The 23,607-nt window shown below is 67.5% G+C and carries 26 protein-coding genes; 14 read left to right on the top strand and 12 right to left on the bottom strand.

Annotated elements, in window-relative coordinates; translation table 11 throughout:
- Nucleotides 1-38: 38 nt before the first annotated feature.
- Nucleotides 39-473, bottom strand: a complete 435-nt coding sequence (locus tag PUN71_RS11945; RefSeq protein ID WP_277798571.1) for a DoxX family protein — start codon at nucleotides 471-473, stop codon at nucleotides 39-41.
- Between the two features lie 135 nt (nucleotides 474-608).
- On the opposite strand from PUN71_RS11945, the gene PUN71_RS11940 reads away from it, so the two are divergent.
- The 3 genes from PUN71_RS11940 to PUN71_RS11930 all read left to right on the top strand — a co-directional run bounded on the left by PUN71_RS11940 (nucleotide 609) and on the right by PUN71_RS11930 (nucleotide 3,068).
- Nucleotides 609-1,934 (top strand): MATE family efflux transporter, encoded by a 1,326-nt coding sequence (locus PUN71_RS11940; protein ID WP_277798578.1) that lies wholly within the window; start codon nucleotides 609-611, stop codon nucleotides 1,932-1,934.
- A 66-nt stretch (nucleotides 1,935-2,000) separates the two neighbouring features.
- On the top strand, nucleotides 2,001-2,591 hold the full coding sequence (locus PUN71_RS11935; RefSeq protein WP_277798570.1) for a hypothetical protein: 591 nt from the start codon (nucleotides 2,001-2,003) through the stop codon (nucleotides 2,589-2,591).
- 99 nt (nucleotides 2,592-2,690) lie between these two features.
- Nucleotides 2,691-3,068, top strand: a complete 378-nt coding sequence (locus PUN71_RS11930) for a hypothetical protein (RefSeq protein ID WP_043448481.1) — start codon at nucleotides 2,691-2,693, stop codon at nucleotides 3,066-3,068.
- Nucleotides 3,069-3,089: 21 nt separating this feature from the next.
- On the opposite strand, the gene PUN71_RS11925 is transcribed toward PUN71_RS11930, so the two are convergent.
- Complete coding sequence (locus tag PUN71_RS11925; RefSeq protein ID WP_277798569.1) at nucleotides 3,090-3,635, bottom strand: CGNR zinc finger domain-containing protein; 546 nt, start codon at nucleotides 3,633-3,635, stop codon at nucleotides 3,090-3,092.
- A gap of 71 nt (nucleotides 3,636-3,706) precedes the next feature.
- Here PUN71_RS11925 and PUN71_RS11920 point away from each other — a divergent pair, with 71 nt between their 5' ends.
- Entirely contained in the window at nucleotides 3,707-4,744 is a 1,038-nt protein-coding gene (locus PUN71_RS11920) for an EamA family transporter (protein WP_277798568.1), read from the top strand.
- A gap of 96 nt (nucleotides 4,745-4,840) precedes the next feature.
- On the opposite strand, the gene PUN71_RS11915 is transcribed toward PUN71_RS11920, so the two are convergent.
- Nucleotides 4,841-5,104, bottom strand: coding sequence for a WXG100 family type VII secretion target (locus PUN71_RS11915; protein WP_043448478.1), 264 nt, complete (start codon nucleotides 5,102-5,104; stop codon nucleotides 4,841-4,843).
- 210 nt (nucleotides 5,105-5,314) lie between these two features.
- Here PUN71_RS11915 and PUN71_RS11910 point away from each other — a divergent pair, with 210 nt between their 5' ends.
- The gene (locus tag PUN71_RS11910) at nucleotides 5,315-5,587 is read left to right on the top strand and encodes a DUF2277 domain-containing protein (RefSeq protein ID WP_277798567.1); all 273 of its coding nucleotides are present in this window, start codon (nucleotides 5,315-5,317) and stop codon (nucleotides 5,585-5,587) included.
- A gap of 21 nt (nucleotides 5,588-5,608) precedes the next feature.
- Here PUN71_RS11910 and PUN71_RS11905 read toward each other — a convergent pair whose 3' ends face one another.
- From PUN71_RS11905 to PUN71_RS11880, 6 genes are all read right to left on the bottom strand, one after another.
- Complete coding sequence (locus PUN71_RS11905; RefSeq protein ID WP_277798566.1) at nucleotides 5,609-7,894, bottom strand: heavy metal translocating P-type ATPase; 2,286 nt, start codon at nucleotides 7,892-7,894, stop codon at nucleotides 5,609-5,611.
- Between the two features lie 42 nt (nucleotides 7,895-7,936).
- A complete protein-coding gene (locus tag PUN71_RS11900; protein WP_043448470.1) occupies nucleotides 7,937-8,176 on the bottom strand; it encodes a heavy-metal-associated domain-containing protein in 240 nt (79 codons plus the stop codon).
- 53 nt (nucleotides 8,177-8,229) lie between these two features.
- Complete coding sequence (locus PUN71_RS11895) at nucleotides 8,230-8,595, bottom strand: metal-sensitive transcriptional regulator (RefSeq protein WP_043448468.1); 366 nt, start codon at nucleotides 8,593-8,595, stop codon at nucleotides 8,230-8,232.
- 298 nt (nucleotides 8,596-8,893) lie between these two features.
- On the bottom strand, nucleotides 8,894-9,406 hold the full coding sequence (locus tag PUN71_RS11890) for a universal stress protein (RefSeq protein ID WP_277798565.1): 513 nt from the start codon (nucleotides 9,404-9,406) through the stop codon (nucleotides 8,894-8,896).
- A gap of 95 nt (nucleotides 9,407-9,501) precedes the next feature.
- Nucleotides 9,502-10,293 carry a class F sortase gene (locus PUN71_RS11885; RefSeq protein ID WP_277798564.1) on the bottom strand — a complete coding sequence of 264 codons (792 nt, stop codon included), beginning with the start codon at nucleotides 10,291-10,293 and terminating at the stop codon, nucleotides 9,502-9,504.
- A 101-nt stretch (nucleotides 10,294-10,394) separates the two neighbouring features.
- The gene (locus PUN71_RS11880; protein ID WP_277798563.1) at nucleotides 10,395-11,438 is read right to left on the bottom strand and encodes a hypothetical protein; all 1,044 of its coding nucleotides are present in this window, start codon (nucleotides 11,436-11,438) and stop codon (nucleotides 10,395-10,397) included.
- A gap of 279 nt (nucleotides 11,439-11,717) precedes the next feature.
- Between PUN71_RS11880 and PUN71_RS11875 the strand changes: the two genes are divergently transcribed.
- The 3 genes from PUN71_RS11875 to PUN71_RS11865 all read left to right on the top strand — a co-directional run bounded on the left by PUN71_RS11875 (nucleotide 11,718) and on the right by PUN71_RS11865 (nucleotide 13,375).
- On the top strand, nucleotides 11,718-11,918 hold the full coding sequence (locus PUN71_RS11875; protein ID WP_043450767.1) for a hypothetical protein: 201 nt from the start codon (nucleotides 11,718-11,720) through the stop codon (nucleotides 11,916-11,918).
- Nucleotides 11,919-11,988: 70 nt separating this feature from the next.
- Nucleotides 11,989-13,095: a WD40/YVTN/BNR-like repeat-containing protein gene (locus tag PUN71_RS11870; RefSeq protein ID WP_277798562.1), complete on the top strand. Its 1,107-nt coding sequence runs from the start codon at nucleotides 11,989-11,991 to the stop codon at nucleotides 13,093-13,095.
- Nucleotides 13,055-13,375 carry a MoaD/ThiS family protein gene (locus tag PUN71_RS11865; protein ID WP_430929388.1) on the top strand — a complete coding sequence of 107 codons (321 nt, stop codon included), beginning with the start codon at nucleotides 13,055-13,057 and terminating at the stop codon, nucleotides 13,373-13,375. The genes PUN71_RS11870 and PUN71_RS11865 overlap by 41 nt, the downstream gene beginning before the upstream one ends.
- A 73-nt stretch (nucleotides 13,376-13,448) precedes the next feature.
- Here the strand turns inward: PUN71_RS11865 and PUN71_RS11860 are convergent, their stop codons facing one another.
- Together PUN71_RS11860 and PUN71_RS11855 are read right to left on the bottom strand one after the other, a co-directional pair.
- Complete coding sequence (locus PUN71_RS11860; protein ID WP_043450772.1) at nucleotides 13,449-13,685, bottom strand: hypothetical protein; 237 nt, start codon at nucleotides 13,683-13,685, stop codon at nucleotides 13,449-13,451.
- Nucleotides 13,686-13,807: 122 nt separating this feature from the next.
- Nucleotides 13,808-15,034, bottom strand: coding sequence for a pyridoxal phosphate-dependent aminotransferase (locus tag PUN71_RS11855; protein WP_043450773.1), 1,227 nt, complete (start codon nucleotides 15,032-15,034; stop codon nucleotides 13,808-13,810).
- A gap of 174 nt (nucleotides 15,035-15,208) precedes the next feature.
- Between PUN71_RS11855 and PUN71_RS11850 the strand changes: the two genes are divergently transcribed.
- Nucleotides 15,209-16,132 carry an AEC family transporter gene (locus PUN71_RS11850; protein WP_277798561.1) on the top strand — a complete coding sequence of 308 codons (924 nt, stop codon included), beginning with the start codon at nucleotides 15,209-15,211 and terminating at the stop codon, nucleotides 16,130-16,132.
- A gap of 61 nt (nucleotides 16,133-16,193) precedes the next feature.
- Entirely contained in the window at nucleotides 16,194-17,282 is a 1,089-nt protein-coding gene (locus tag PUN71_RS11845; RefSeq protein WP_277798560.1) for an ATP-dependent DNA ligase, read from the top strand.
- A 111-nt stretch (nucleotides 17,283-17,393) separates the two neighbouring features.
- Here the strand turns inward: PUN71_RS11845 and PUN71_RS11840 are convergent, their stop codons facing one another.
- On the bottom strand, nucleotides 17,394-18,713 hold the full coding sequence (locus PUN71_RS11840; protein ID WP_043450780.1) for an MFS transporter: 1,320 nt from the start codon (nucleotides 18,711-18,713) through the stop codon (nucleotides 17,394-17,396).
- Nucleotides 18,714-18,947: 234 nt separating this feature from the next.
- Here PUN71_RS11840 and PUN71_RS11835 point away from each other — a divergent pair, with 234 nt between their 5' ends.
- The 4 genes from PUN71_RS11835 (at nucleotide 18,948) to pcaH (ending at nucleotide 23,607) form a co-directional block, all read left to right on the top strand.
- Nucleotides 18,948-19,811 carry an IclR family transcriptional regulator gene (locus tag PUN71_RS11835; protein WP_205622231.1) on the top strand — a complete coding sequence of 288 codons (864 nt, stop codon included), beginning with the start codon at nucleotides 18,948-18,950 and terminating at the stop codon, nucleotides 19,809-19,811.
- A 120-nt stretch (nucleotides 19,812-19,931) separates the two neighbouring features.
- Nucleotides 19,932-20,813, top strand: a complete 882-nt coding sequence (locus PUN71_RS11830; RefSeq protein WP_277798559.1) for a shikimate dehydrogenase — start codon at nucleotides 19,932-19,934, stop codon at nucleotides 20,811-20,813.
- Nucleotides 20,813-22,684: a bifunctional sugar phosphate isomerase/epimerase/4-hydroxyphenylpyruvate dioxygenase family protein gene (locus PUN71_RS11825; RefSeq protein WP_277798558.1), complete on the top strand. Its 1,872-nt coding sequence runs from the start codon at nucleotides 20,813-20,815 to the stop codon at nucleotides 22,682-22,684. Before PUN71_RS11830 ends, PUN71_RS11825 begins: the two co-directional genes overlap by 1 nt.
- Before the next feature lie 50 nt (nucleotides 22,685-22,734).
- A complete protein-coding gene (gene pcaH, locus PUN71_RS11820) occupies nucleotides 22,735-23,607 on the top strand; it encodes a protocatechuate 3,4-dioxygenase subunit beta (protein ID WP_043450908.1) in 873 nt (290 codons plus the stop codon).

The following is a 23,607-nucleotide window of genomic DNA, read 5'->3' as shown; positions in this document are numbered from 1 at the left end:
GGGTGGCCGGCCGCCGCCGGCGATACGCGTGCGGGTTCCTATGCCAGGGCGGAGAGGCGGGAGTTGCCGTGCCCGAAGAGGGCGCGGTCCAGGGACAGCCGGCCCGCGCCGGTAAGTGCCAGGGCGAACGCTGAGGCGGCCAGGAGCAGGACGAGTTCATAGCCTCCGTTCGCGGCGAAGACGCCCGCGGCGGCATGCACCAGGAAGAGTGCGCCCAGCATGTCGAGGGCCAGCAGTGCAGCGACGACGCGGGTAAGGATCCCCACAATCAGGGCAATACCGCCGGCGAGTTCCAGGACGGCGACGGCGGGCGCCATGACATCGGCCGCCGGAACACCCATCTTGGCGAAGGAGGCCTGCGTGCCGGCAATGGTCCATTCATTGAACTTCTGCCATCCGTGGGCTGCGAACAGGAACCCGAGGACGATGCGCAGGGCGGTAAGGGCGGTTGTGGTCAGTCGTGAATGGTTCATGCCATTCACTCTTCCGGATAATTAGTTGAAGTGTCAACAAATTGGGACCGGATGTGGTCTTTGTCATCACCGGCAACTGCTGACCGGAGGCAAGGTTAAGCTGGCTCCGTGCCCCAACAACCTGCTCCCGCATCCATGGCCGCGACCCGCGGCCCCGCCCGGGACATCCTCCGGCTTGCCGTCCCGGCCTTTGGCGCGCTGGTGGCTGAGCCGCTGTTCCTGCTGGCCGACTCCGCCATCGTGGGGCATCTCGGCGTGGCCCAGCTCGCGGGGGTAGGGCTTGCGTCCGCCGTGCTGCAGACCGCCGTCGGACTCATGGTCTTTCTTGCCTACTCCACCACTCCGGCAGTTGCCCGCGCCATGGGCGACGGCCAGTTGGGCAAAGCCCTTGCGGCCGGGCGCGACGGCGTGTGGCTGGCTTTGATCCTTGGCGTACTCCTGGCGGTGGCCGGGTTTGCTGCCGGCGGGCCGCTCATTGGCCTGCTGGGCGCCGAGGGCAGCGTCAGCGCTTTCGCCGTCGACTACTTCCGCTGGTCCATGCCCGGGTTGGTAGCCATGCTGCTGATCTTCGCCGGCACGGGGGTGCTCCGCGGCCTGCAGGACACCAGGACCCCGCTGGTCGTCGCCACGGCGGGCTTCGGCGTGAATATCGTGCTGAACCTGTGGCTTGTATACGGGCTGGGACTGTCCGTAGTGGGTTCCGCCGTGGGCACCAGCATTGCCCAATGGGCCATGGCGGGCGTCTACGTGGTGATGGTGCGCAGGAGCGCGGTCCGCCACGGCGTGGGCCTGTTGCCCAGTTGGCGGGGCATCCGCAGCATGGCCCGGGTGGGATCCTGGCTGATGCTGCGCACGCTCAGTCTGCGGGCCGCAATCCTGGCCACGGTGTTGGTTGCAACGGCGCAGGGGGAGGTCAACCTGGCGGCCCACCAATTGGCCATGACCATCTTCTCCTTCCTGGCATTCGCCCTGGACGCCCTGGCCATTGCCGCCCAGGCGCTGATTGGGAAGGAGCTTGGCGCATCCAACGCTGCGAAGGCCAGGCTGCTGACCGGCACCATGATCCGCTGGGGTTCGGGGTTCGGCGTAGTGACGGGCCTGCTCCTGGCCGCAGTTGCCCCGTGGGTTGGTGCACTGTTCACGCCGGACCCGCAGGTCCAGTCGGTACTTACCGTTGGCCTCTGGGTGCTGGCTGCCGGGCAGCCGATTGCGGGTTATGTCTTTGTGCTGGACGGGGTGCTGATCGGCGCAGGGGACGCCCGCTACCTTGCCCTGGCCGGACTGGTGAACCTGGGCGCCTACGCGCCGCTGCTGGCCTGGGTTGCCCTTTCCGGTATTGGCGGTGCCCCGGGGCTGGGATGGCTCTGGGTGGCTTTCGGGCTGGGCTACATGGCGGCCCGGGCCGTGACGCTGGGCCTGCGGGCCCGGTCCGACCGCTGGATGGTGCTTGGTTCGGCCTGACCCCCGCCGCCGGCACGGAATGGCCGGCAGGTTAGATCTGCCGGCAGCCCCCACTAAACTGGACCGGTGACACAACCATCCACCCCCGCGGGTACTGCTCCCGGAACCACCCCCCACCCCGACCTTTGGAAACCGGTCCTGCTGCGTTCGGCGGCTGCCCTGGTCTTTGGTGCCGTAACGGTCTTCTGGACCTCTCCGTCGGTGGAGGTCATGGGCTGGGCGGGTGGCTTGTACCTCCTGGCTGTCGGCGTTCTGTTCCTCCGCACCATCCCGGCGGCCGGTCTGGACCAGAAATCGGTGCCCGGCAAACTGCTGTCAGCCGCCGGCGCCACGCTGGCTGGAGCCGGGTTCGCGGTGCTCCTCCTGCACAGCGACCTGCTGTTCGGCGTGATCGCGGCCCTGGGCCTTGGAGTGGCCGGGGTGGTCGAGCTGGTATGCGGCCTGCGGCACAGGGGCCGGCATATCCTGGCCCGGGACTGGATTGCCTCCGGGATCATCGGCATTGGGACGGCACTGCTGCTGCCCTTCTTTATCAATCTTGGCGCCCACGCCCTGCTTGGTGTGGCCGGCGGGGGAGCCATTGTTTCCGGCGTGCTCTGGGTGCTTTCGGGACTGACGCTCCGGCACGATGCCCGTGCCGGCGCCGGAAAGCCGTAAACTAAGGGGGGCGCCTTCTACTTTCTGTAGAAATATCCGGCGCAAATACTGCAACTCGTACACCAGGCCGGCATCCGCCGCCTGCAGGGAGGAACCATCGTGGCTGACCAGCATCAGGGAAAACCGCGCAAGCTGCGGACCTCGGTGAAGGGTCCGCTGATGTTCTCGGGCTTCTGGGCCGTCGTAGCCTTCGTTGCCGTCCTGATCTTCGCGTCCGGTGGAAGTGCCCGGGCGCCGCGCTTCGACCTCGCCTTCACCGCCGCCGGCATCGCCTTTATCGTCACCCTGGTGATCGCCGCGATGCTCTCCATGAGCTACAAGGAGAATGCCGAACACCTCGGCAAGGGGTCCGGCGTAAACCTGAGTTCGGCACCTAACGCCTCATCCCACGGCGGCACCACCCACGGTTTTGGTGCTCCCGGTAGCCAGAACCCGCCCACACCGGGCGACGGCACGGACGGCACGCCCCGGAGCTAACCTGGGAGCCCGGCAAGCTGCCTATCCCGCAGCTGCCTGCCTGGCACGGTAGGCGGCCACATGCGCCCGGTTGGCACAGTTGCCTGTATCGCAGTAGCGCTTTGACCGGTTGCGGCTCAGGTCCAGTACGGCGGCGTCGCAATCATCCGATTCGCAGGTGCGGAGCCGGTCCATTTCCTTGCTCCGGATCACGTCGGCCAGGGCCATGGCGGCCTCAGTACTCATCCGGTCCGCCAAGGGAGCGTCCGGCGCCGTGGCATGCAGATGCCAGTCCCATCCATCATGCTTGGTCAGTTGCGGCAGCGCATTGGCATCCCGCAGCAGCCTGTTGACCGTGTCCACGGCAGCATCCTCATTCGCCGTCCACACCGCCGCCAGTTGGCCGCGCAGTTCCTGCACACTCTTCAGTTCCGCGGTGTCCCTGGTCCGGGCGCCCGAGAAATCCTCCGCCGCCAGGAACCTGTCCAGATCCCCGATGGATGCCAACCCTTCCCTGCCGTTCGCGGCTGTGTTGATCAGGTTCACCACCGTCCGCAGTGCCACTTCCGTGTCAGGGGCGAAAACCATGTTGACTCCTTACAGCGCCGAAGCGTAGTGTCATGACCAATACCCCACTTTACTCCTGACAGGAGGCAACGGTGCCTGCCGCCGCCAACAACGTCCCCAACCCGGAGCTGACTGCCCGGCGGAGCAGCTTCCTGGCCTCCGGCCTCGGCATCGCGCTCTTCTCCTCCGCCGTCTTCGGCCTGTCCGGATCCTTTGCCAAAGCGCTGCTGGAAACCGGCTGGTCGCCTGGCGCCGCCGTGACTGCACGCCTCACCGGCGCCGCCCTGATCCTTGCCCTGCCTGCAGCGGCCGCGCTCCGGGGCCGTTGGCACCAGCTGCGGGACAACTGGCTGACCATCGTGCTGTTTGGGCTTATTGGAGTGGCAGCCTGCCAGCTGTTCTATTTCAACGCCGTGGCCCGGCTCTCCGTTGGCGTGGCCCTCCTGCTGGAGTACCTGGCCCCGGTGATCATCGTCCTGTGGCTCTGGGCGGCCAGCCGCCGCCGCCCCCGGGTGCTGACCGCCGGCGGAACCCTGCTGTCCCTGGCCGGACTGGTGCTGGTGCTGGACCTCACCGGTGCCGTCAAGGTGGACCTTGTGGGTGTTGTGTGGGGCATCGCCGCCGCCGTCTGCCTGGCCATCTATTTCTTCATCACCGCCAAGGAAAACGACACCCTGCCGCCCATCGTGCTGGCCTCGGGCGGACTCCTGGTGGGGGCGGCGGTCATGTGGCTCGCCGCCGCCACCGGCCTGCTGCCCATGTCCTTCAGCGCGGCGGACACCACGCTGGGGCCGTGGACCACGCCCTGGTGGGTCCCGCTCGCGGGGCTGGTGGTCCTGGCCACCGTGCTGGCGTACGTCTCCGGCGTGATGGCGGCCCGGTCCCTTGGCTCCACGGTGGCATCCTTCGTGTCCCTGACCGAGGTCCTCTTCGCTGTGGTGTGGGCGTGGCTGCTGCTCGGCGAACTGCCCGGAGCCATCCAGCTCCTGGGCGGCGTCCTCATCGTGGGCGGCGTCATCCTGGTCCGGCTCGACGAGCTCCGCGCCCCTGCCGCCCCGGCCGGCGGGAGCCCGGCGCGGGCGGGGGCCTCGCCGCTGGAACATGCGAACGACGTCGAGCCCGTCCCTTAGGCGGGAGGGCCTGCTTAGCCAGGCGCCGCCGTCGGGCGCAAAAAAGGGCAGGGACACCAACCGGTGTCCCTGCCCCGCGTCAAGCTGGCGGCAGGCCTAGTGCGAGGCCTGGCTCTGCTCTTCGGCGTTGCGCTTGGCCTGGGCGCCGGCTTCCTTCAGCGCCTCGGCAACCTTCGTGAGCATGGCGGTGTGGGTACCGGACCACTCATTGCGGAACTTGGTTGCGTCCGGGCCTTCCCAGTTGGTGCTGCTCAGAACCTTGGTGAGAGTGGATTTCTGCGTCTCGATCTCGGACGCTCCTGCCTGAAGCTTGCTGCCGAGCTGGCGAAGCTGCTCAACGTCTGCACCCCAAATAGCCATCAGTTTCTCCTTGTTGAATCGTGGATCCGAACCAGATCGGCATCCCCAGCGGCCCCCCGGCTCATCCGGAAGATCCATTGCCTAAAACCTATCCCGGCCCCCAAACAGTGTCGATGGGCAGCCCTGCCCATGCCGGACTCCCCATGCACCGCCGTGAAAGGACCAAAAAAGGGGTCGATCCCAGGCGTTGGATGAGCCTAGCATGGCGGTATGTGCCGGAATATCAGAACCCTCCACAACTTCGAGCCGCATGCCACCTCCGAGGAAGTGCACGCCGCAGCACTGCAGTATGTCCGGAAGATCAGCGGCAGCACCAAGCCGTCCAAGGCCAACCAGGAGGCCTTTGACGAGGCCGTCCACGAGATCGCCCACATCACCCAGCACCTCCTGGAGTCCCTGGTCTCGCAGGCCCCGCCCAAGGACCGGGAGGCTGAGGCGCCCAAGGCGCGGGCGCGGGCAGCGGTGCGGTACGGCGCCGCCTGAGCCCTGTACCAGGGACTGCGGCTACTTTCCGAAGCTGCGCAGCCGGAGTGAGTTGGCCACCACCAGGACAGAGCTGGCGGCCATGGCGGCGCCGGCGATCATGGGGTTGAGCAATCCCAGTGCGGCCACCGGAATGCCCACCGCGTTGTAGAAGAACGCCCAGAAAAGGTTCGTCTTGATGGTGCGCAGGGTCTTCCGGGACAGTTCAATGGCCAGGGCAACCTGGGCGAGGTCGTTCCCCATCACGGTCAGGTCCGCGGCCTCGATCGCCACGTCCGTCCCCGACCCCATGGCGATCCCCAGGTCGGCCTGGGCCAGTGCAGCGGCATCGTTGACGCCGTCCCCGGCCATGGCCACCGTGGCACCCGCGGCCTGGAGCGTCCGTACCGCCTGGACCTTCCCTTCCGGCAGGACGCCGGCATGGACATCGTCCGGTGCAATTCCGACGGCGGCAGCCACCCGGGCGGCGACGGCGGCGTTGTCGCCGGTCAGCAGGATGGGCCGCAGGCCCAGGCCCTTCAAGCGGGCGACGGCGGCAGCAGACCCTTCCTTCAGGGCGTCCCGCAGGCTGATGATGCCGGCAGGTTCCCCGTCAACGGCGACGCAGATGGCGGTGGCGCCCCCTTCCTCGGCAGCCGCCAGCTGTGCCTGCTGGCCGGCGTCGAGGGCGATGCCGTTGTCGGTCAGCCAGCCGCTCCGTCCGGCCAGCACCCGGCGGCCCTCAACGGTTCCCGCAACTCCGCCGCCGGGGGCGGAACTGAACTCCCGCACCGCAGGCAAGGCCCCGGCGTCGTCCGCAGGCTGCGCGGGACGGGGCGCGGCGGCTGCCGCCGCGGCGATGGCGTGCGCCACCGGATGCTCCGAAGCGGATTCAACCGCTCCGGCAAGCCGCAGGACATCCTCTTCCTGGAACCCGGGAAATGCCGCCGTGGCGTCCACCGCAAGGATGCCCGTGGTGACTGTGCCGGTCTTGTCCAGCAGGATGGTGTCCACGGTACGGGTGTCTTCCAGGACCTGCGGGCCCTTGATCAGGATGCCCAGCTGGGCCCCGCGCCCGGTACCGGTGAGCAGACCCACCGGCGTCGCCAGGCCCAGCGCGCAGGGGCAGGCGATCACCAGGACGGCGACGGCGGCCGTGAACGCCTGGCGCAGGTGGCCGCCATCGGGATCCGGGCCGGCCAGGAGGAGCCAGAGCACGAATGTGAGGACCGCAAGGCCCAGGACAACGGGGACGAAGACTGCGCTGATCCGGTCCGCCAGGCGCGCGATCGGGGCCTTGCCGGTTTGTGCCTGCGACACCAGCCGCGCCATCTGCGCCAGCGTGGTTTCGGACCCCACCCTGGTTGCCTTGACGAGCAGGCGGCCGGAGGTGTTGATGGTGGCGCCGGTGACGCGGCTGCCAGGGCCTACCTCCACGGGTGCCGATTCGCCGGTGACCAGTGAGGCATCGACGGCGGCGTTGCCGTCCACCACCACGCCGTCCGTGGCGATCTTGGCGCCCGGACGGACCACCAGGACGTCGCCTGCCTGCAGCAGGTCGGCGGCGATGTTCTCTTCGCGTCCGCCGCGCAGGACCGTGGCGTCCTTGGCGCCCAGGTTCAACAGGGCCTGCAGGGCGTCGCCGGCCTTCTGTTTGGCGTTGGCCTCCAGGTACCGGCCCAGGAGCAGGAAGGTGGTCACCACGGACGCCACCTCGAAGTACAGGCCGCCGGACATCGCCTCCATGCCCGGAAGCTCCGTCATCCGCGGATCCGCCAGCAGCTGCCAGGCTGAAAACAGGTAGGCTGCAGCCACCCCGAGCGATACCAGGGTGTCCATGGTGGAGGCGAGGTGGCGGGCATTGATGGCTGCCGCGCGGTGGAACGGCCAGGCCGCCCACGTGACCACCGGCAGTGCCAGCACCGCCGCGGCCCAGCCCCAGTTGGGGAACTGCAATGCCGGCACCATACTCACCAGGAAGACGGGAAGGGTAAGGATGGCGGCGAGCATGAGCCTCGGCCGGAGCTTCGCGGCGGGGATGGCAGCATTCTGGTCGGCTGGCCTGCCCTCCGGCCCGGCCTTCCGCCGCTCCCGCACCCTCGCCTTGTAGCCCGCCGCATTGACGGTATCGACCAGTTGTTCGTCGGTGATGCCGTCAGGGACCGTGACGTAGGCCGATTCCAGTGGCAGGTTGACGGTTGCCGCCACGCCGTCCAGCTTGCCAAGTTTCTTTTCCACCCTGTTGACGCAGGACGCGCAGGTCATTCCCTCAATGTCGAGTTCCACGACGCGGGTGCCGGGCGGGTGGAGCAGTTCCTGGTGGCTCATTGTCAGCTTTCCGTTGGTGGCTTTGCGGGGCGGGCGGCGTTCCTAGGCTTCGTTGGCAACCACCAGGTAGCCGGCCTCCGCGACGGCTTCCCCGATATCCGCGTGCGGGAGATCCTTGGTGGACGTGATGGTCACGCTGGAAATGCCGCCGGGGTTCAGTTCGACGTCCACTGATTCGACGCCCTCGAGTGCTTCAAGTTCTTCGCTGACTGCCGACACGCAGTGCCCGCACGTCATGCCCGAGACGCTGACGGTTGTGGTGGTGGGGGAGGTGGTGCTCATGGCTTGCTCCTTTTCGTGGGCCGGGGTGGCCGGTGGGTGGTGGGGTGGCGGGTTCAGCGAAGGAGCCGGCCGATGGCTTCGGCGGCTTCCCTGACTTTGGCGTCGATGGCTTCGGCGCGTGCATCGGGATCGGGCTCGGAGGCTGCACCCACCACGCAGTGGCCGATGTGTTCCTCGACCAGGCCGAGGCTTACCGCGTGCAGGGCCTTGGTGACGGCGGCGACCTGGGTGAGGATGTCGATGCAGTACTTGTCCTCATCCACCATCCGGGCGATGCCACGCACCTGGCCCTCAATGCGCTTCAGGCGCCGAAGGTACGCGTCCTTGTTTCCGGTGTACCCGTGACGGGGTGCAGCGGCACCGGCCGCGGCGGAATGCTCAGCCGCTCCGGCGTCGACGGCTTCTTCGATAGCGTTCATGGGTTGACGATATACCCTTAGGGGGTATCAGATCAACTACCCCCCAGGGGTATCTTGGGAGCTCGCGGCCGGGAATGGTGCGGCAAGGATCGGGAACACAAAAAAGCTCCGGAGTGCGTTATTGGGGGATACGCACTCCGGAGCAGCTTTTGGGCAATTCCGGCTTCCACCTGGGTGGATCGGGCTTGCTTGAATCAGCTTACTGGCTGGTACGGCCACTGCGCCAGCACCGCGAATAACTACTTTCGCTTTACTTTAAACGGGTCTTCAGCGGCCGGTTTTATCCGGTCCCCGCGGCTTACCCGCGGTCCTCATGGGCCGGTTTCCGGTACGGAACCACCAGGACCGGGCGGCTTTGGTGATGGCTGAGCCAGGTCCCCACGGAGCCGTTGAGTGCCTCCGAAAGCCGGTGCGTGAAGCCGCGTTCGGGGGTGCCCACGATAATGATGGGGGCGTCCACCTCGGCCGCCAGTTGCCCGAGGGCGCGGGCCGGGTCGCCCGTGAGGGTGCGGAACGACCACTCCGGGATCTTGCCCCCGGCCGCCAAGGCCTCCAGGGTGGACTGCACCTTGGCCGTAAGGTCCGCTGACAGCGCCTGCATGTCGTCATCGGCCTCGGGATGGCGGGAAAGGCGGTGGGCTGAGCGGTCCGGGTCCCACTCCACCAGGTAGCTTGCCTCATCCACGTAGGCGCAGACCAGGGGTGCGCCCAGCCGGGCGGCCAGCGCGGAGGCGGTTTGGAGGACCTCCGGGTGCTGCTGGGGCATGATTCCCACCAGCAGGGGATTGCCGTTGAAGTGTTCCCATGTCATGGGGCTTATTGTCCGCCGGTCCAGGCCGGCAGGAACAGGTACCTTGGGCCCGCAAACTTCCGGGGCGGCAGCCGGGGATGGATTTGCCGGGGTGCTCAGGGCACCGCCGGGTACGCAGTGACTACCACGTTCTTGCCCCAGGGATCTTCTGTGTAGCAGCTGATAAGGACCAGCCGGTTGGGCACCATGTCCCAGATGGGGCTGTCTTTCAGGCTGGACTTCAGGTAGGTGGTGATGCTGTCCACCTGATAGGTGATGCTTCCGGCTGCTGTTTCCACCTCAAGGCGGTCGCCCACGGCCGCCGCTGAGCTGAGGTGGTTGAAGGGGGCGTCCGCACCTTCCCAGCTGTGGCCAATGACGTAGGTGGTGTTTCCGGAGCCTTTGCCCGGAGCACCAAACAGCGAAAGCCAGTAGGCATCCTTTGTGGCAGGCGGTTCGATAGTCCGGCTGGACTGGGCCTCGCCGTCCAGGTCAAGTGGATGGACGGCCACGTCGACGGCAGCCGAGGGGTAGTGGATGCGCACGGGCTGGGCAGCCGGCGGAAGCTCCGGTCCTGCTGCGGGTCCGGCCGCAGTGGGGCCGGCTGGTGGAGCCGGTGCTGCCTGGTCCCGCGACGTGAGGTCATGCCCAGGCGCGGTGTCCGGCAGTCCGGTCACCGCGATCGGCGTCGTGCCATTCAAGGCCGTGCCATTGGCAGCAGTGCCGCCGGTGGCAGTCGCCCTGACCGGGCCGGCCGACAGCAGTGGTGCAGCGTGGAACAAGGGGGCAGCCACGGTTGAAGAGAAGAAGGCCAGGAACCCGCACAGCAGGATGGCCAGATCGCTCCGGTTCCACCGCAGGATGCCGCGCCGCACGGGTGCTGCGTGTCGGCTTCGGTCCTGGCGCATTGGATTCCTTAAGGTCGGCGGGGGTGGAAGGAAGGCGTCCTGCCGGGCACTGGCAGGACGCCTTCCTTGTCAGAGGGCCACCTGTGGTGGCGGTGTTCCGGCTAGCCGGCGGTGTGCAGCGGACGCGACCGTCGCCGGACTGCCACCACGGTTCCTGCGGCAGCCAGCGCTCCCAGGCCTGCGAACCAGTCCGGCAAGCCGTCGGGCGCTCCCACCGCAGTCTGGGCGTTGTAGCCCTGATTGGTTCCCACGCTGACCGGGGCAGGCGCGGCCTTCGGTGCCACGGCCTTCTGCTGGGCAGGGGCGGGCTGTGCGTGCTCAGCAGTCGGAGTCACAGCGGCCGAAGAAGTTCCACTGCTCGTGTCCACGGTGATGTCGGATCCGCCGGTGCCGCCGCTACCGCTGTCGGTGCCGCCTCCGCCGGTGTCAGTGCCTCCGCCACCGGTGTCGGTGCCGCCTCCGCCGGTATCGGTGCCGCCGCCGCCGGTATCGGTGCCGCCGCCACCGCTGTCGGTGCCTCCGCCGCCGGTGTCGGTGCCGCCGCCTCCGTTGCCGCCTCCGTTGTTGCCGCCGCCGTTGCCGTTGCCTCCGCCGTTGCCGTTGCCTCCGCCGTTGCCTCCGCCGTTGTTGGTACCGCCTCCGTTGCCGCCTCCGTTGCCGCCACCGCCGTTGTCGGTACCGCCGCCGTTGCCGTTGCCTCCGCCGTTGCCGCCGCCGTTGTTGGTACCGCCGCCGCCGCCGTTGCCGCCGCCGTTGTTGGTACCGCCGCCGTTGCCGTTGCCGCCGCCGTTGTTGGTACCGCCGCCGTTGCCGTTGCCGCCGCCGTTGTCGGTACCGCCGCCGTTGCCGTTGCCTCCGCCGTTGTCGGTACCGCCGCCGCCGTTGCCTCCGCCGTTGCCGCCGCCGTTGGTGCCGCCGTTGTCGGTACCTCCGCCGTTGTTGGTGCCGCCGTTGCCTCCGCCGTTGTCGGTACCTCCGCCGTTACCGTTGCCGCCGCCTGTGCCGTTGACATTGAGTTCCAGCGGTATCTGGGCGCCTCCATTCGAGTGGGCGAGCACCGCCTGGTCGGAAGCCGCGATGGCAGGCGCTGTAAGGCTGATAAGGCCGAGCCCTACCACCCCCATTGTTGCTAAGGTGCGTTTCATTTCTTCTCCCCATATGTGTGTGTGAAACGGACCATGGCGAGGAAAGGCCAGCGATGACGCCATATGCCCCAGCAGCACGGTCAGCTTGCTTGAGGTTTCAGGCTAGGGGCGCCGCCTGCGGCAGTCGCCAGTAGGAGGTACTCGTCTTTTTCCACAGCTGCGGGCCGGGGTTACTTGCCAGTACCCTAACCCCGCCCCGGCACACCTGCTTCCCTTCCGGCACCTTGTCCGCGGTCAGGGGCGGGCCTACCGTTTTAACTGACCCAAGGAGCGTGCGTCATGGAAATCTTCATGTGGTGGCTGGACCTGGACCTTGACAGCAAGGAATGGCTGCGCGGGAACCTGCGCGCCGAGGAACTGCCGCTCCCGGTCCTCCAGGGCATCGCCGAAGCCGGCGGCCCGCATCCAGGCAACCCGGCCGCCGTCCTGACCGCCGCCGACTGGGACTTCATCGAAACGCAGTCTGAGTTCGTCGACTGAGGCCCCTGCGGGCCGGCAGGGGAAGCCGCCCGGGGGGAACCCATTGCGGGCAGACTCCTCCGGTGGTTGCATGGAGCGCATGGCAACGGCGGCAAAACATCTTCTGGCGATCGGCACCAAAAAAGGCCTGTGGCTGGCAACAAGCCAGGACCGGCAGGAATGGTCCTTCACGGGCCCGCATTTTTTCATGGCGGAGATTCCCAGCATCGGCATCGACACCAGGGAAGGCCGCATCCGGATCCTGGTGGGTGTCCGCAGCCCGCACTGGGGTCCCACGGTGGCGCACTCGGATGACCTGGGGGAGACCTGGACGGAGCCGGAGCATGGCGCCATCACGTTCCCCGAGGACACGGGTGCGGCGCTGGAACGCGTGTGGCAGATCTACCCGGATGCCGAGTCCCGCCCCGGGGTGGTGTGGGCGGGAGCTGAACCGATATCCGTATGGAAGTCCACCGACGGCGGGGAACACTTCGAGCTGAACCGGGGATTATGGGACCACCCGCACCACAGCGAATGGGGAGCCGGGTACGGCGGCGCGGCGGCGCATTCGATCGTGGTGGACCCGGCCGGCGAGACCGTGCATGTGGCCATGAGCACCGGTGGCGTCTACCGTTCGCTCGACGGCGGCACCTCCTGGGAGGCGCGCAACAAGGGCATCTCGGCCTACTTCATGCCGGACCCCAACCCGGAGTTCGGCCAGTGCGTGCACAAGATAGCTGCTGATGCCGCAGTGGCAGGGCGCCTGTACGCCCAGAACCACCACGGCGTCTACCGGACGGACGACAACGCAGACAACTGGAACTCCATTGCGGAGGGGCTGCCTGCCGACTTCGGGTTCGTGATGCTGACGCACCCCCGCAGGGAGGGCACGGCGTGGGTGGTCCCGCTGAAGGCAGACGGCGAACGGATTCCGCCCGACGGAAAGCTTGCCGTCCACCGCACGGACGACGCCGGGAACAGCTGGAAGCGGCTCAGTACCGGCCTTCCGGAGCGCGAATACAACAGCGTGCTGCGGGACGCGGCGTCGGTGGATACGGCGGAACCGGCCGGCGTCTACTTCGGCACGCGGGGCGGGACGGTCTATGCGAGTGCGGACGAGGGCGAGACGTTCACCGAAGTGGCCACCCACCTGCCCGATGTCCTGTGCGTCAGGGCGGCCGTGGTTGCCGGTGCCTGAGATCTCGCTGGTGCTGCCCAGTGTCCTGCAGCCCCTGGCCGGCGGGCAGTCCGTACTGACTGCGCCCGCCGACGGGCCGGTGACGGTGGCAAGCCTGCTCGATGCGGTTGCCGCGGAGTATGCAGTGCTGGGCCGGCGGCTCCGGGATGAAACGGGCGCGCTGCGGAGGTTCGTCAACATATATGTCGACGGCGATGAGGTGCGGCGGCTGCAGGGCCTGGACACCCGGGTGTCTCCGGGCCAGGAGATTCTGGTGATCCAGTCTGTTGCCGGCGGCTAGCGGAGGGTCCAGGCGCGGGGCGGCGGGCAGTCCTTAGTGACTACGCCCGCGGTCCGGCATGGGGTTCCAGCGGCTATGCAACGCGCCAAACAGTGCACTCGTCCGTATTGATCGCTTTCCGGACTCCCGTGATCCGGTCCAGGATCCACACCACACCGATGCCGGGCGCTGTTTCCTGCACGCTGCCCCGGCGGATCACCACGTCGTCGTAGGACGGGCCCACGGAGAGGCGGGCTTCGATTTCGTCACCGCGGTGGAGCTGGTCCAGTGCGCGGACTCTGGTTACATGCGGGGTCGCTTTCTTCAACATCGGGGGCCTCCTGGCTGGAGCTGGTGCCGGCTCTTGCCTGCACTACCCAGTGTGGGCCGCAATTGTTGCGTACCGGTTTCCCCGCGGTTAGGTCGCGGTTAGTTCTTGAAGCCGCTGCCGTTTCAGGCGTCGGCGCTGCTGCGGTAGGCGGCCAGGAAGGTGGCGATCCTGTCCACCGCTTCCTCGATCTCCAGGACCGAAGGCAGGATCACGAAGCGGAAGTGGTCCGGTGCGGGCCAGTTGAACGCGGAGCCGTGCGACACGAGGATCTTCTGGTCCCGGAGCAGGTCCAGGACGAACTGTTCGTCGCTGGTGATGGGGTATACCTCAGGGTCCAGGCGCGGGAAGAGGTACATGGCGCCCGAGGCCGGGACGCAGCTGACGCCCGGAATGGCGGTGAGGAGCCGGTGGGCCAGGTCCCGCTGCTCGCGGAGCCGGCCGCCCGGTTTCACCAGTGCCTCGATGCTCTGGTAGCCGCCCAGGCAGGTCTGGATGGCGTGCTGGGCGGGGACGTTGGCGCAGAGGCGCAGCGAGGCCAGCAGTTCCAGGGCTTCCCGGTAGCCTTCGGTGGCTGCCCGCGGCCCGGTGATGGCCACCCACCCTGCCCGGTAGCCTGGCATCCGGTACGCCTTGGACAGGCCGCTGAAGGTCAGGCAGCACAGGTCCTCGGCCACAGCAGCGGTGTGAATGTGCCGGGCTTCCCCGTACAGCACCTTTTCGTAGATCTCGTCAGAGAACAGGACCAGGTTGTGCTTGCGGGCCAGGTCTGCGAACTGCTCCAGGATGTGCCGGGGGTAGACGGCGCCCGTGGGGTTGTTCGGGTTGATGATCACGATGCCCTTGGTGCGGCTGGTGATCTTCGCCTCGACGTCCGCCATGTCCGGCCACCAGTTCTCCTCCTCGTCGCAGAGGTAGTGCACGGGCTTGCCGCCGGTCAGGGTTACCGCGGCGGTCCACAGGGGGTAGTCCGGCGCGGGGACCAGGATCTGGTCGCCGTTTTCCATGAACGCCTGCAGGCACATGGAGATGAGCTCGCTGACGCCGTTCCCGATCACGATGTCCTCGACCCCGATGTTCATCAGTCCGCGGGTCTGGTAGTACTGCGAGATGGCTGTCCTGGCCGTGAAGATCCCCTTGGAGTCGCTGTAGCCCTGGGCCCCGCGGAGGTGGTGGATCATGTCCACCACCACGGACTCCGGCGCCTCCAGCCCGAACGGTGCCGTGTCCCCAAGGTTCATCTTGAGGATGCGGTGCCCTTCGGCTTCCATGTTCTTGGCGGCCTGGAGGATGGGTCCGCGGAGTTCGTAGCGGACGTCCCGGAGTTTGCTGGAGTGCTGCATGGCGTGCATGGTTGATCTTTTCACAAACGCACGACGCCGACGCATGGACCGCAGGGCGCCGTCCAGTTTGTCCAACACGCCCGCCTGGCCAGCCAGCGTCAGCTTGTCCGATAAGTTTGTTGCTTGTAGTACTTCGCTCTGCGGCGGTGCAGGGTGCAGCGGAAGGGAAAGGACGTACCCCGCGTGGGAGGTGTGCTGGTCGGGCTGGCGGTGATCGGCGTCGTCATTGCCGTCGGATACATTGCCGCGCGCTGCGGGCTGGGGGACGAACCCACCATTTCGGCACTGACCCGGACCGCTTTCTTCATCACCAACCCGGTGCTCCTCTTCACGGTGGTCCTGAAGTCGGACCTGTCCGTGGTGTTCTCCGCCTACGTTCCACTGGCCATGATGACCGCCGCGGTGACGGCCCTGCTGTATGTGGCTGCCAGCCGCATCTGGTTCCGGCGGCCGCTGGCTGAAACGGCGATCGGCGCAATGGCCGGTTCCTACGTCAACGCCAACAACATCGGCATCCCCATCACGCTGTATGCGCTGGGCGACGCCACCCCCGTGGCACCCGTCCTGCTGGTGCAGCTGCTCCTGTTCGCCCCGCTGGTCCTGACGCTGCTGGACCTTTCGGAGGTGGGCCGGTTCTCACCCAGGCTGATGCTGACCCAGCCGTTCCGCAACCCGATGATCATCGCCTCGCTGCTGGGCGTGGTCCTGGCCGCCCTGCACGTGCAGCTTCCGGCCCCCGTCATGGCACCGCTGACGCTCCTGGGCGGCGCAGCCGTGCCGGTAGTGCTGCTGGCCTTCGGGATGTCGCTGCACGGAACCAGGATGCTCCGGAGCGGCGGCCACACGGCCGAAATCCTGACTGCCACGGCACTGAAGTCCGCCGTGATGCCGGCGGTGGCGTTCGCCGTCGGACGCTACCTCTTCAATCTGGACCACCGCATGCTCCTGGGCGTGGTGCTCATGGCGGCCCTTCCGTCTGCCCAGAACGTGTTCCTGTTCGCCAGCAAGTACGGTCGCGGAGTGGCTGTGGCGCGCGAAACCATCCTGCTCTCAACGGCGGCCGCTGCCCCGGTCCTGGTCCTGGTTGTCTGGCTCCTGGCCGCCTGAAACAGGACCGTCCCCCGCGCCGCCCTACCCTCCGGGGCGTCCGCCGGGCAAGAATGGGCACATGGAACTTCCCGTAATGCCGCCCGTCCCGCCCATGCTCGCCAAGGCCGTCAGCGGCATCGACGGAGTTCCGGGAAGCGCAGCCCTCAGCTACGAGCCCAAGTGGGACGGCTTCCGCTCCATCATTTTCCGCGACGGCGATGACCTGGAGATCGGCAGCCGCAACGAAAAACCCATGACCCGCTACTTCCCGGAACTCGTGGCCGCGCTCAAGGAGAACCTGCCGCCGCGCTGCGTAGTGGACGGGGAGATCATCCTGATAGGAGCGTCCGGGGACCGGCTTGACTTCGATGCCCTGCAGCAGCGCATCCATCCTGCGGCCAGCCGAGTGAAGCTGCTCGCCGGGCAGACCCCTGCGTCCTTCGTCGCGTTCGACCTGCTGGCCCTGGGCGACGACGACTACACCGGCAGGCCCTTTTCGGAGCGCAGGGCGGCGCTGGAGAAGGCGCTCGCGGCCAGCAAGGCCCCGGTGCACCTCACGGCCGCCACCACGGACAAGGACACCGCGGGGCGGTGGTTCGAGCAGTTCGAGGGGGCCGGGCTGGACGGCATCGTGGCCAAGCGGCTGGACGGCCGGTATGAGCCGGACAAACGGGTGATGTTCAAGGTCAAGCACGAGCGGACCGCCGACTGCGTGGTGGCCGGCTACCGGCTGCACAAGAGCGGTCCGGACGCCATCGGCTCGCTGCTGCTGGGCCTCTACAAAGACGACGGCGGCCTGGCCAGCGTGGGCGTGATCGGCGCCTTCCCCATGAAGCGGCGGCAGGAACTGTTTGAACAGCTCCAGCCGCTGGTGACCGACTTCGACAACCACCCCTGGGCGTGGGCCAAGCAGGAAGAAGGGGAGCGGACGCCGCGGAACGCCGAAGGCAGCCGGTGGAGCGCCGGCAAGGACCTCTCCTTTGTTCCTCTGCGCCCCGAACTGGTGGTGGAGGTCCGCTACGACCACATGGAGGGCGACCGGTTCCGCCACACTGCGCAGTTCAACCGCTGGCGGCCTGACCGGGAGCCGGAATCCTGCACGTACGCGCAGCTGGAGGAGCCGGTGAACTTCGACCTTGCCTCCGTGCTGGAGACCGGCCAGGCCTAGCCTCGTTCGGCGCTACCCGAACAGCCCAACGTTCACAAAGGAAAGCCCGCCATTTGGGGGAATGGCGGGCTTTCCGGCTTCAAAACCGGGCTGGTGTGGACGCCCAGGCGCCTACTTCACGCCCAGCAGCTTGGTGGGGGTGCGGAAGGTCTCCTTGGCAGTCAGGGCCGAAATGGCGGCCACGGCGCAGATGGCGGCGGTGAAGATGCTGATCTGGACCCAGCCGCCGGCTTGGATGCCTCCCATGGCCGCCACGATGGCCGGCGCGAAGCCTGCCATCAGGAACCCGAGCTGGGTGCCGATGGCCAGGCCGGAGAAGCGCACCTTGGTGCTGAACATCTCGGCGTAGAAGGAGGGCCAGACCGCGTTGGACGCCGCGTAGCCGAAGGAGAAGAAACCGATGGCTGCAACGAACATCAGCGGGATGCTGTGGGATTCGAGGCTGAGCAGGAACAGCGGGGTGAGGATTGCGCTGGCCACGGCCCCGTAGACGAAGACAGGCTTGCGGCCGATCCTGTCAGCGAGCTTGCCGAACAGCGGCTGCGTGCCCAGGGCCACCAGGTTCGCGCCAACGACGAGCCACAGGGTGGTGGTGCCGTCGACGCCGGCCACGGTCTTGGCGTAGCTGATGGCCAGCGTGCCGAACACGGTGGAGACGGCGGCGATGAAGGCACAGCAGATCACGCGGAGGACGTCGCGCCAGTGGCCCCTGAGCAGGTCAGCGACCGGCAGTTTGGCGATCTGGGCGTTCTTCTGGGCTTCCTCGAACGCCGGCGGCTCGTGCAGGGTGCGGCGGATCAGGAAGGCAACAACCACGACGGCGGCGCTGAGCCAGAACGGGATGCGCCAGCCGATGCCGTACTTGATCTCATCCGGAAGGGCCAGGACGGGGATGAAGACGAGGGCTGCCAGGATCTGGCCGCCCTGGGTGCCGGTGAGGGTCCAGGAGGTAAAGAAGGAGCGGCGGTTGTCCGGTGCATGCTCCAGGGTCATCGAGGAGGCGCCGGCCTGCTCACCCGCGGCCGAGAGGCCCTGGCACAGGCGGGCGAGCACCAGCAGCGCGGGGGCCCACCAGCCCACGGTGCGGAAGTCGGGCAGGCAGCCGATGACGAACGTGGAGGCTCCCATGAGCAGCAAGGTGAACATCAGGACCTTGCGGCGGCCCACGCGGTCACCGAAGTGGCCCAGGATGATCGCGCCGATGGGGCGGGCCACGTAGGCGAACCCGAAGGTTGCGAACGACATGATGGCGGCGTTGGTGTCGGCGTCCGGGAAGAAGACCTTCGGGAAGATCAGCGCCGCGGCGGAGCCAAAGATGAAGAAGTCGTAGTACTCGACGGCGCTGCCCAGGAAGCTGGCGAGGGCCGCCTTTTTCGGCGTCCCGGTGGGGGTGAGGGCACCCGCCTCTGCGGACGGAAGTGTCTGGCTCATGGTGTTCCTTTGGTGTGACGACATTGTCGCGGATGGATCTGGGGCGTCGCAGCCGCCGCTGCCTTGGTGCGGGCGGGGCGCGGTGCGGCTGGAGTCCGGAAGAAGACCCGGCGTCAGTAGCCACATGGTGGGAGCTACTTGTGCGATATAGAAACTATGACTGTGAGGGCAGTCACCTGTCAAGAAAATAATCACTATCTAGAAATAGCTCTCACATTGTGGCAACATCAAGGTATGACTGTGAACCAAACCACAGCGGCCGATGAAGAATCCGCTGTTGCCGCCGGCGCCGGGCCCGTCAATGCCATGCCGCCTGAGCCCAGGGCCGCCACCAAGCCTGCAGACCGGACCGACATGGTGGGCAAGGCCCTCGGACTGCTGGTCCTCCTGGGGGATGAACCCCGGGGAGCCAGTGCCGCGGAAATTTCGCGCCGCGCCGGTCTTCCCTTCAGTACCACCTACCGCCTGCTCGGCTCGCTGACCCGTGACGGCTTTGTGGACTACGAGCCGGAAGGCCGCCGCTACCATCTTGGCCTGCGGATCTTCCAGCTGGGGCAGCGGGTCTCCAACCACCACGGCTTCGCCGGAACGGCCATGCCCATCCTGCGCCGGGTGACGGAACGGACCGGCGAGGCCACCATCCTCAGTGTCCGTGACGGCCTCCACCATCTGACGGTGAGCAAAGTGGACGGGCCCCAGATCTTCCGAGTCACCAGCGACCCCGGCCACCTGGGCTCGCTGTCCACCACCGCCGTCGGGAAAGCCCTGGTGGCTTTCGCTGAGGACGGTGAGCGGGAGCGCCTGCTCGCCGAACTTCCCCTTGAAGCCCTCACGCCGCGCTCCATCACCGACCGGGATGCATTCCGTGCGGAGGTCGAGGACGTGCGCCGCCGCGGCTACGCCGTGATGGATGAGGAGAATGAAGCCGGAATGCGCGCCGTGGCCGTGCCGCTGCTCAACAGCCAGGGCCACGCCTTCGCCTCGCTGGCCACCGCCGTCCCCGTCTTCCGCCTCAGCCTGGAGGAACTGGAGGCCCATGTGCCGGTCCTGCAGGAGGCCGCGGCCGAACTCGCCGACCGCCTGCCACAACGGGCCTGAGCTTGTCGTTCGCATAACGAACAGTAGTGCGAGAAGTGAACATTTGCTGTACTGTAATCCCTATCACCGGTTTACCCCTTTGCGGATGCCGCCGGTGCCGTTATCAAAGGAGCTGCACGGATGAGTATTCGAACTGAGTCCTACCTCGTGGGACTGGTTGGAGACGGCGTTACGCCGTCACTCACCCCGCCCATGCATGAACGGGAAGGGGACGTGCAGGGCCTGCGTTACCTCTACCGCCCCATCGACCTCCTGGAACTGGGCCTTGCGGGGGACGCCGTGGGCAGCATCCTGCAGAGCGCCCGGACCCTTGGCTTCAACGGGTTGAACATCACCCACCCGTGCAAGCAGCTGGTCCTTGAGCACCTGGACGAGATCTCCCCCGATGCGCGCCGCCTGGGCGCCGTCAACACCGTGGTTATCCGCGACGGCCGCTTCATCGGCCACAACACCGACTTTTCCGGCTTCGCCGCCGCGCTGTCCTCAGGCCTGCCCGGGGCAAAGCTGGACCGCGTGGTCCAGCTGGGCGCCGGGGGTGCCGGCTCCGCAGTCGCCTACGCCCTGCTGACGGCCGGCGTCGGGACGCTGCACCTGGTGGACGTGGACGCGGCCCGCGCCGCGGAGCGCGCCGCCGAACTGCAGGGCTTCTTCCCTGACAGCACAGTGACGGCAGGCGCGACGGCGGAGCTGCCGCAGCTGATGGGCCAGGCGGACGGCCTGGTGCACTGCACGCCGGTGGGCATGGCCGCCCACCCCGGGGTGCCGCTGGACCTTGACCTCATTGAATCCCGGCACTGGGTGGCCGATATTGTCTACCGGCCCATCGAGACCGAACTGGTCCGCGGCGCCCGCGCCAAGGGCTGCGAAGTCCTGGACGGCGGCCGGATGGCGGTGGGCCAGGCCGCCGACGCTTTCCGGATCTTTACCGGGCTGGACGCCGACCCGGACCGGATGCGCGCCCACTTCCTGGAACTTGTGGCCGCCGAGGAGGTGGCTGCCTGATGCGTACCGGAATCGCCACCGTCTGCCTGTCGGGCACCCTGAAGGAGAAAATGCAGGCCTGCGCCATCGCGGGCTTCGACGGCATCGAGATCTTCGAGCAGGACCTGGTCACCTCGCCGCTGAGCCCGGAGCAGGTGCGGACCATGGCCGCCGACCTTGGCCTGGGCCTGGACCTCTACCAGCCGTTCCGCGACTTCGACGGCGTCACCCCGGACCTGCTGAAGGCCAACCTCCGCAGGTCGGAGGCAAAATTCAAGCTCATGGCCCGCCTGGGCATGGACACCATCCTGGTCTGCTCGAACGTTGCCACCGCCACCATCGATGACGACGGCCTGCGCGCCGAACAGCTGGCGCAGCTGGCCAACCTGGCCGGTGACCACGGTATCAAGGTGGCCTACGAGGCACTGGCCTGGGGCAAGTACGTCAACGACTACGAACACGCGTACCGGCTGGTGGAGATGGTGGACCACCCCAACCTGGGCACCTGCCTGGACTCCTTCCACATCCTCTCCCGCGACTGGGAGACCTCCCACATCGAGGCCTTCAGCCCGGAGAAGATCTTCTTCGTCCAGGTGGCGGACGCCCCCAAGCTCTCCATGGACGTCCTCTCCTGGAGCCGCCACTACCGCGTGTTCCCCGGCGAGGGCCAGTTCGAACTCGCCAAATTCATGGGCCACGTGGTCCGCGCCGGCTACACCGGGCCGGTCTCGCTGGAGGTCTTCAACGACGTCTTCCGGCAGTCCGACGTCGAGCGGACGGCAGTCGACGCCATGCGCTCCCTGATCTGGCTGGAAGAGCAGAGCGCCAAGTGGCTGGCTGACGCCGAAGGTGCCGCCGGCGCCGGAGCCGGCCTCCGCCGTCGTTATCCCATGGAACTGGCCACCCTGCCCAAGGTGAACGAGCCCGCCGGCTTTAACTTCGCCGAGGTGAAGGCGGACGACACCGCGCAGCTGGAGAAGCTCCTGGGCCAGCTGGGCTTCGCGTTCCAGGGCCGGCACCGCACCAAGGACGTCCAGCTGTGGACCATGGGCCAGGCCCGGGTGATCATCAACGAACAGGCTGCCCGGCACGCCGAGCCGGCCATCGCCGCGCTGGGGTTCGACGTCGATTCCCCCGTGATTGCCTCCGCGCGGGCCCAGCAGCTCAAGGCACCCGTGGTGGCCCGCAAAGTCCAGGCGGACGAGGAAGTCTTCCAGGGCATCTCAGCCCCGGACTCCACCGAAATCTTCCTGTGCCAGGGCAGCCCCGACGGCACCGCCGCGTGGACGCATGAGTTCGGGGAAGGGCTGGAACACCCCTCCACGCAAGCCTCCGCCGTGATCGACCACGTCAACCTCGCCCAGCCCTGGCAGCACTTCGACGAAGCCGTCCTGTTCTACACCAGCGCCCTGGCCCTGGAACCGCAGCCCTTCGCGGAGGTGCCCAGCCCCAGCGGGCTGGTCCGCTCGCAGGTAATGCAGACCTCCGATGGGGCGGTCCGGCTTGTCCTCAACCTTGCCCCCATCCAGCAGGCCCGCAGTGAAGTCCGCAAGACCTACCAGGAACACATCGCCTTCGCCGTGGACGACCTCGTGGCCACCGCCCGTGCGGCACGCGACCGGGGCCTGGAATTCCTGCAGATCCCGGCCAACTACTACGAGGACCTGGACGCCCGGTTCGACCTTGAGCCCGGGTTCCTGGCCACCCTGCAGGAACTCAACCTGCTTTTCGACCGGGACGCCGACGGGGAGTTCCTGCACTTCTACACGGCCACCGTGGGCAGCGTGTTCTTCGAGATGGTGGAGCGCCGAGGAAACTACGACGGCTACGGCGCCCCCAACGCGCCGGTCCGCCACGCCGTGCAGTACGACTCACTGCACAGGACCCCCTAGACCAGCAAGACATGACCCAGCACAACCAACAGATCAGAAAGGAGCCAGCCGTGCCGGAAGACATCACCGCAGAGCTGGAGTCGGAGGAACTCGTGCCCCCGGCCGAACCGAAGGCTGCCCACCAGCCCCTGGACAAGGCCATCGAGTCGCAGGCGGACCTCAGCGCAGAGATCAGCGCCATCGGCGAGGCCTACCAGCGGGCGCTCAAGGACGGCGCGCAGCCCGAGACCCAGCCGCGCCTGGATTACCCGCCGTACCGCAGCAGCATCCTGCGCCACCCCACCAAGAGCCTGCACCACGCCGACCCCGAGACCATCGAGCTCTACTCGCCGGCCTTCGGCCACCAGGACGTGCACGCACTGGAATCGGACCTGACCATCCAGCACAACGGAGAACCGCTGGGCGAGCGGATCATCGTCTCGGGCAAGGTCCTGGACGGCGATGGCCGCCCGGTCGCCGGCCAGCTCGTGGAGATCTGGCAGGCCAACTCGTCCGGCCGCTACATCCACAAGCGCGACCAGCACCCGGCCCCGATCGACCCCAACTTCACGGGTATTGGCCGCTGCATCACCGGCCCGGACGGCTCCTACCGCTTCATCACCATCAAGCCCGGTGCGTACCCCTGGAAGAACCACTTGAACGCGTGGCGGCCCGCGCACATCCACTTCTCGCTCTTCGGCACGGAGTTCACCCAGCGCATCATCACCCAGATGTACTTCCCGGGCGACCAGCTCTTCCCGCTGGACCCCATCTACCAGACCATCGTGGACCAGGACGCCCGCGACCGGCTGGTGGCCACCTACGACCACAGCCTGACCGAGCCCGAATGGGCGCTGGGCTACAACTGGGACATCGTCCTGACCGGGCCCAAGCGGACCTGGACCGAAAACGAGGCGCTGGGCGCAGAAGGCGATGAGGAGTAG

This window comes from Arthrobacter sp. NQ7 (assembly GCF_029581595.2).
In the GTDB taxonomy this organism is placed as follows: Bacteria; Actinomycetota; Actinomycetes; order Actinomycetales; family Micrococcaceae; genus Arthrobacter; species Arthrobacter phenanthrenivorans_B.
This window is presented reverse-complemented; position numbering and strand designations above follow the sequence as displayed.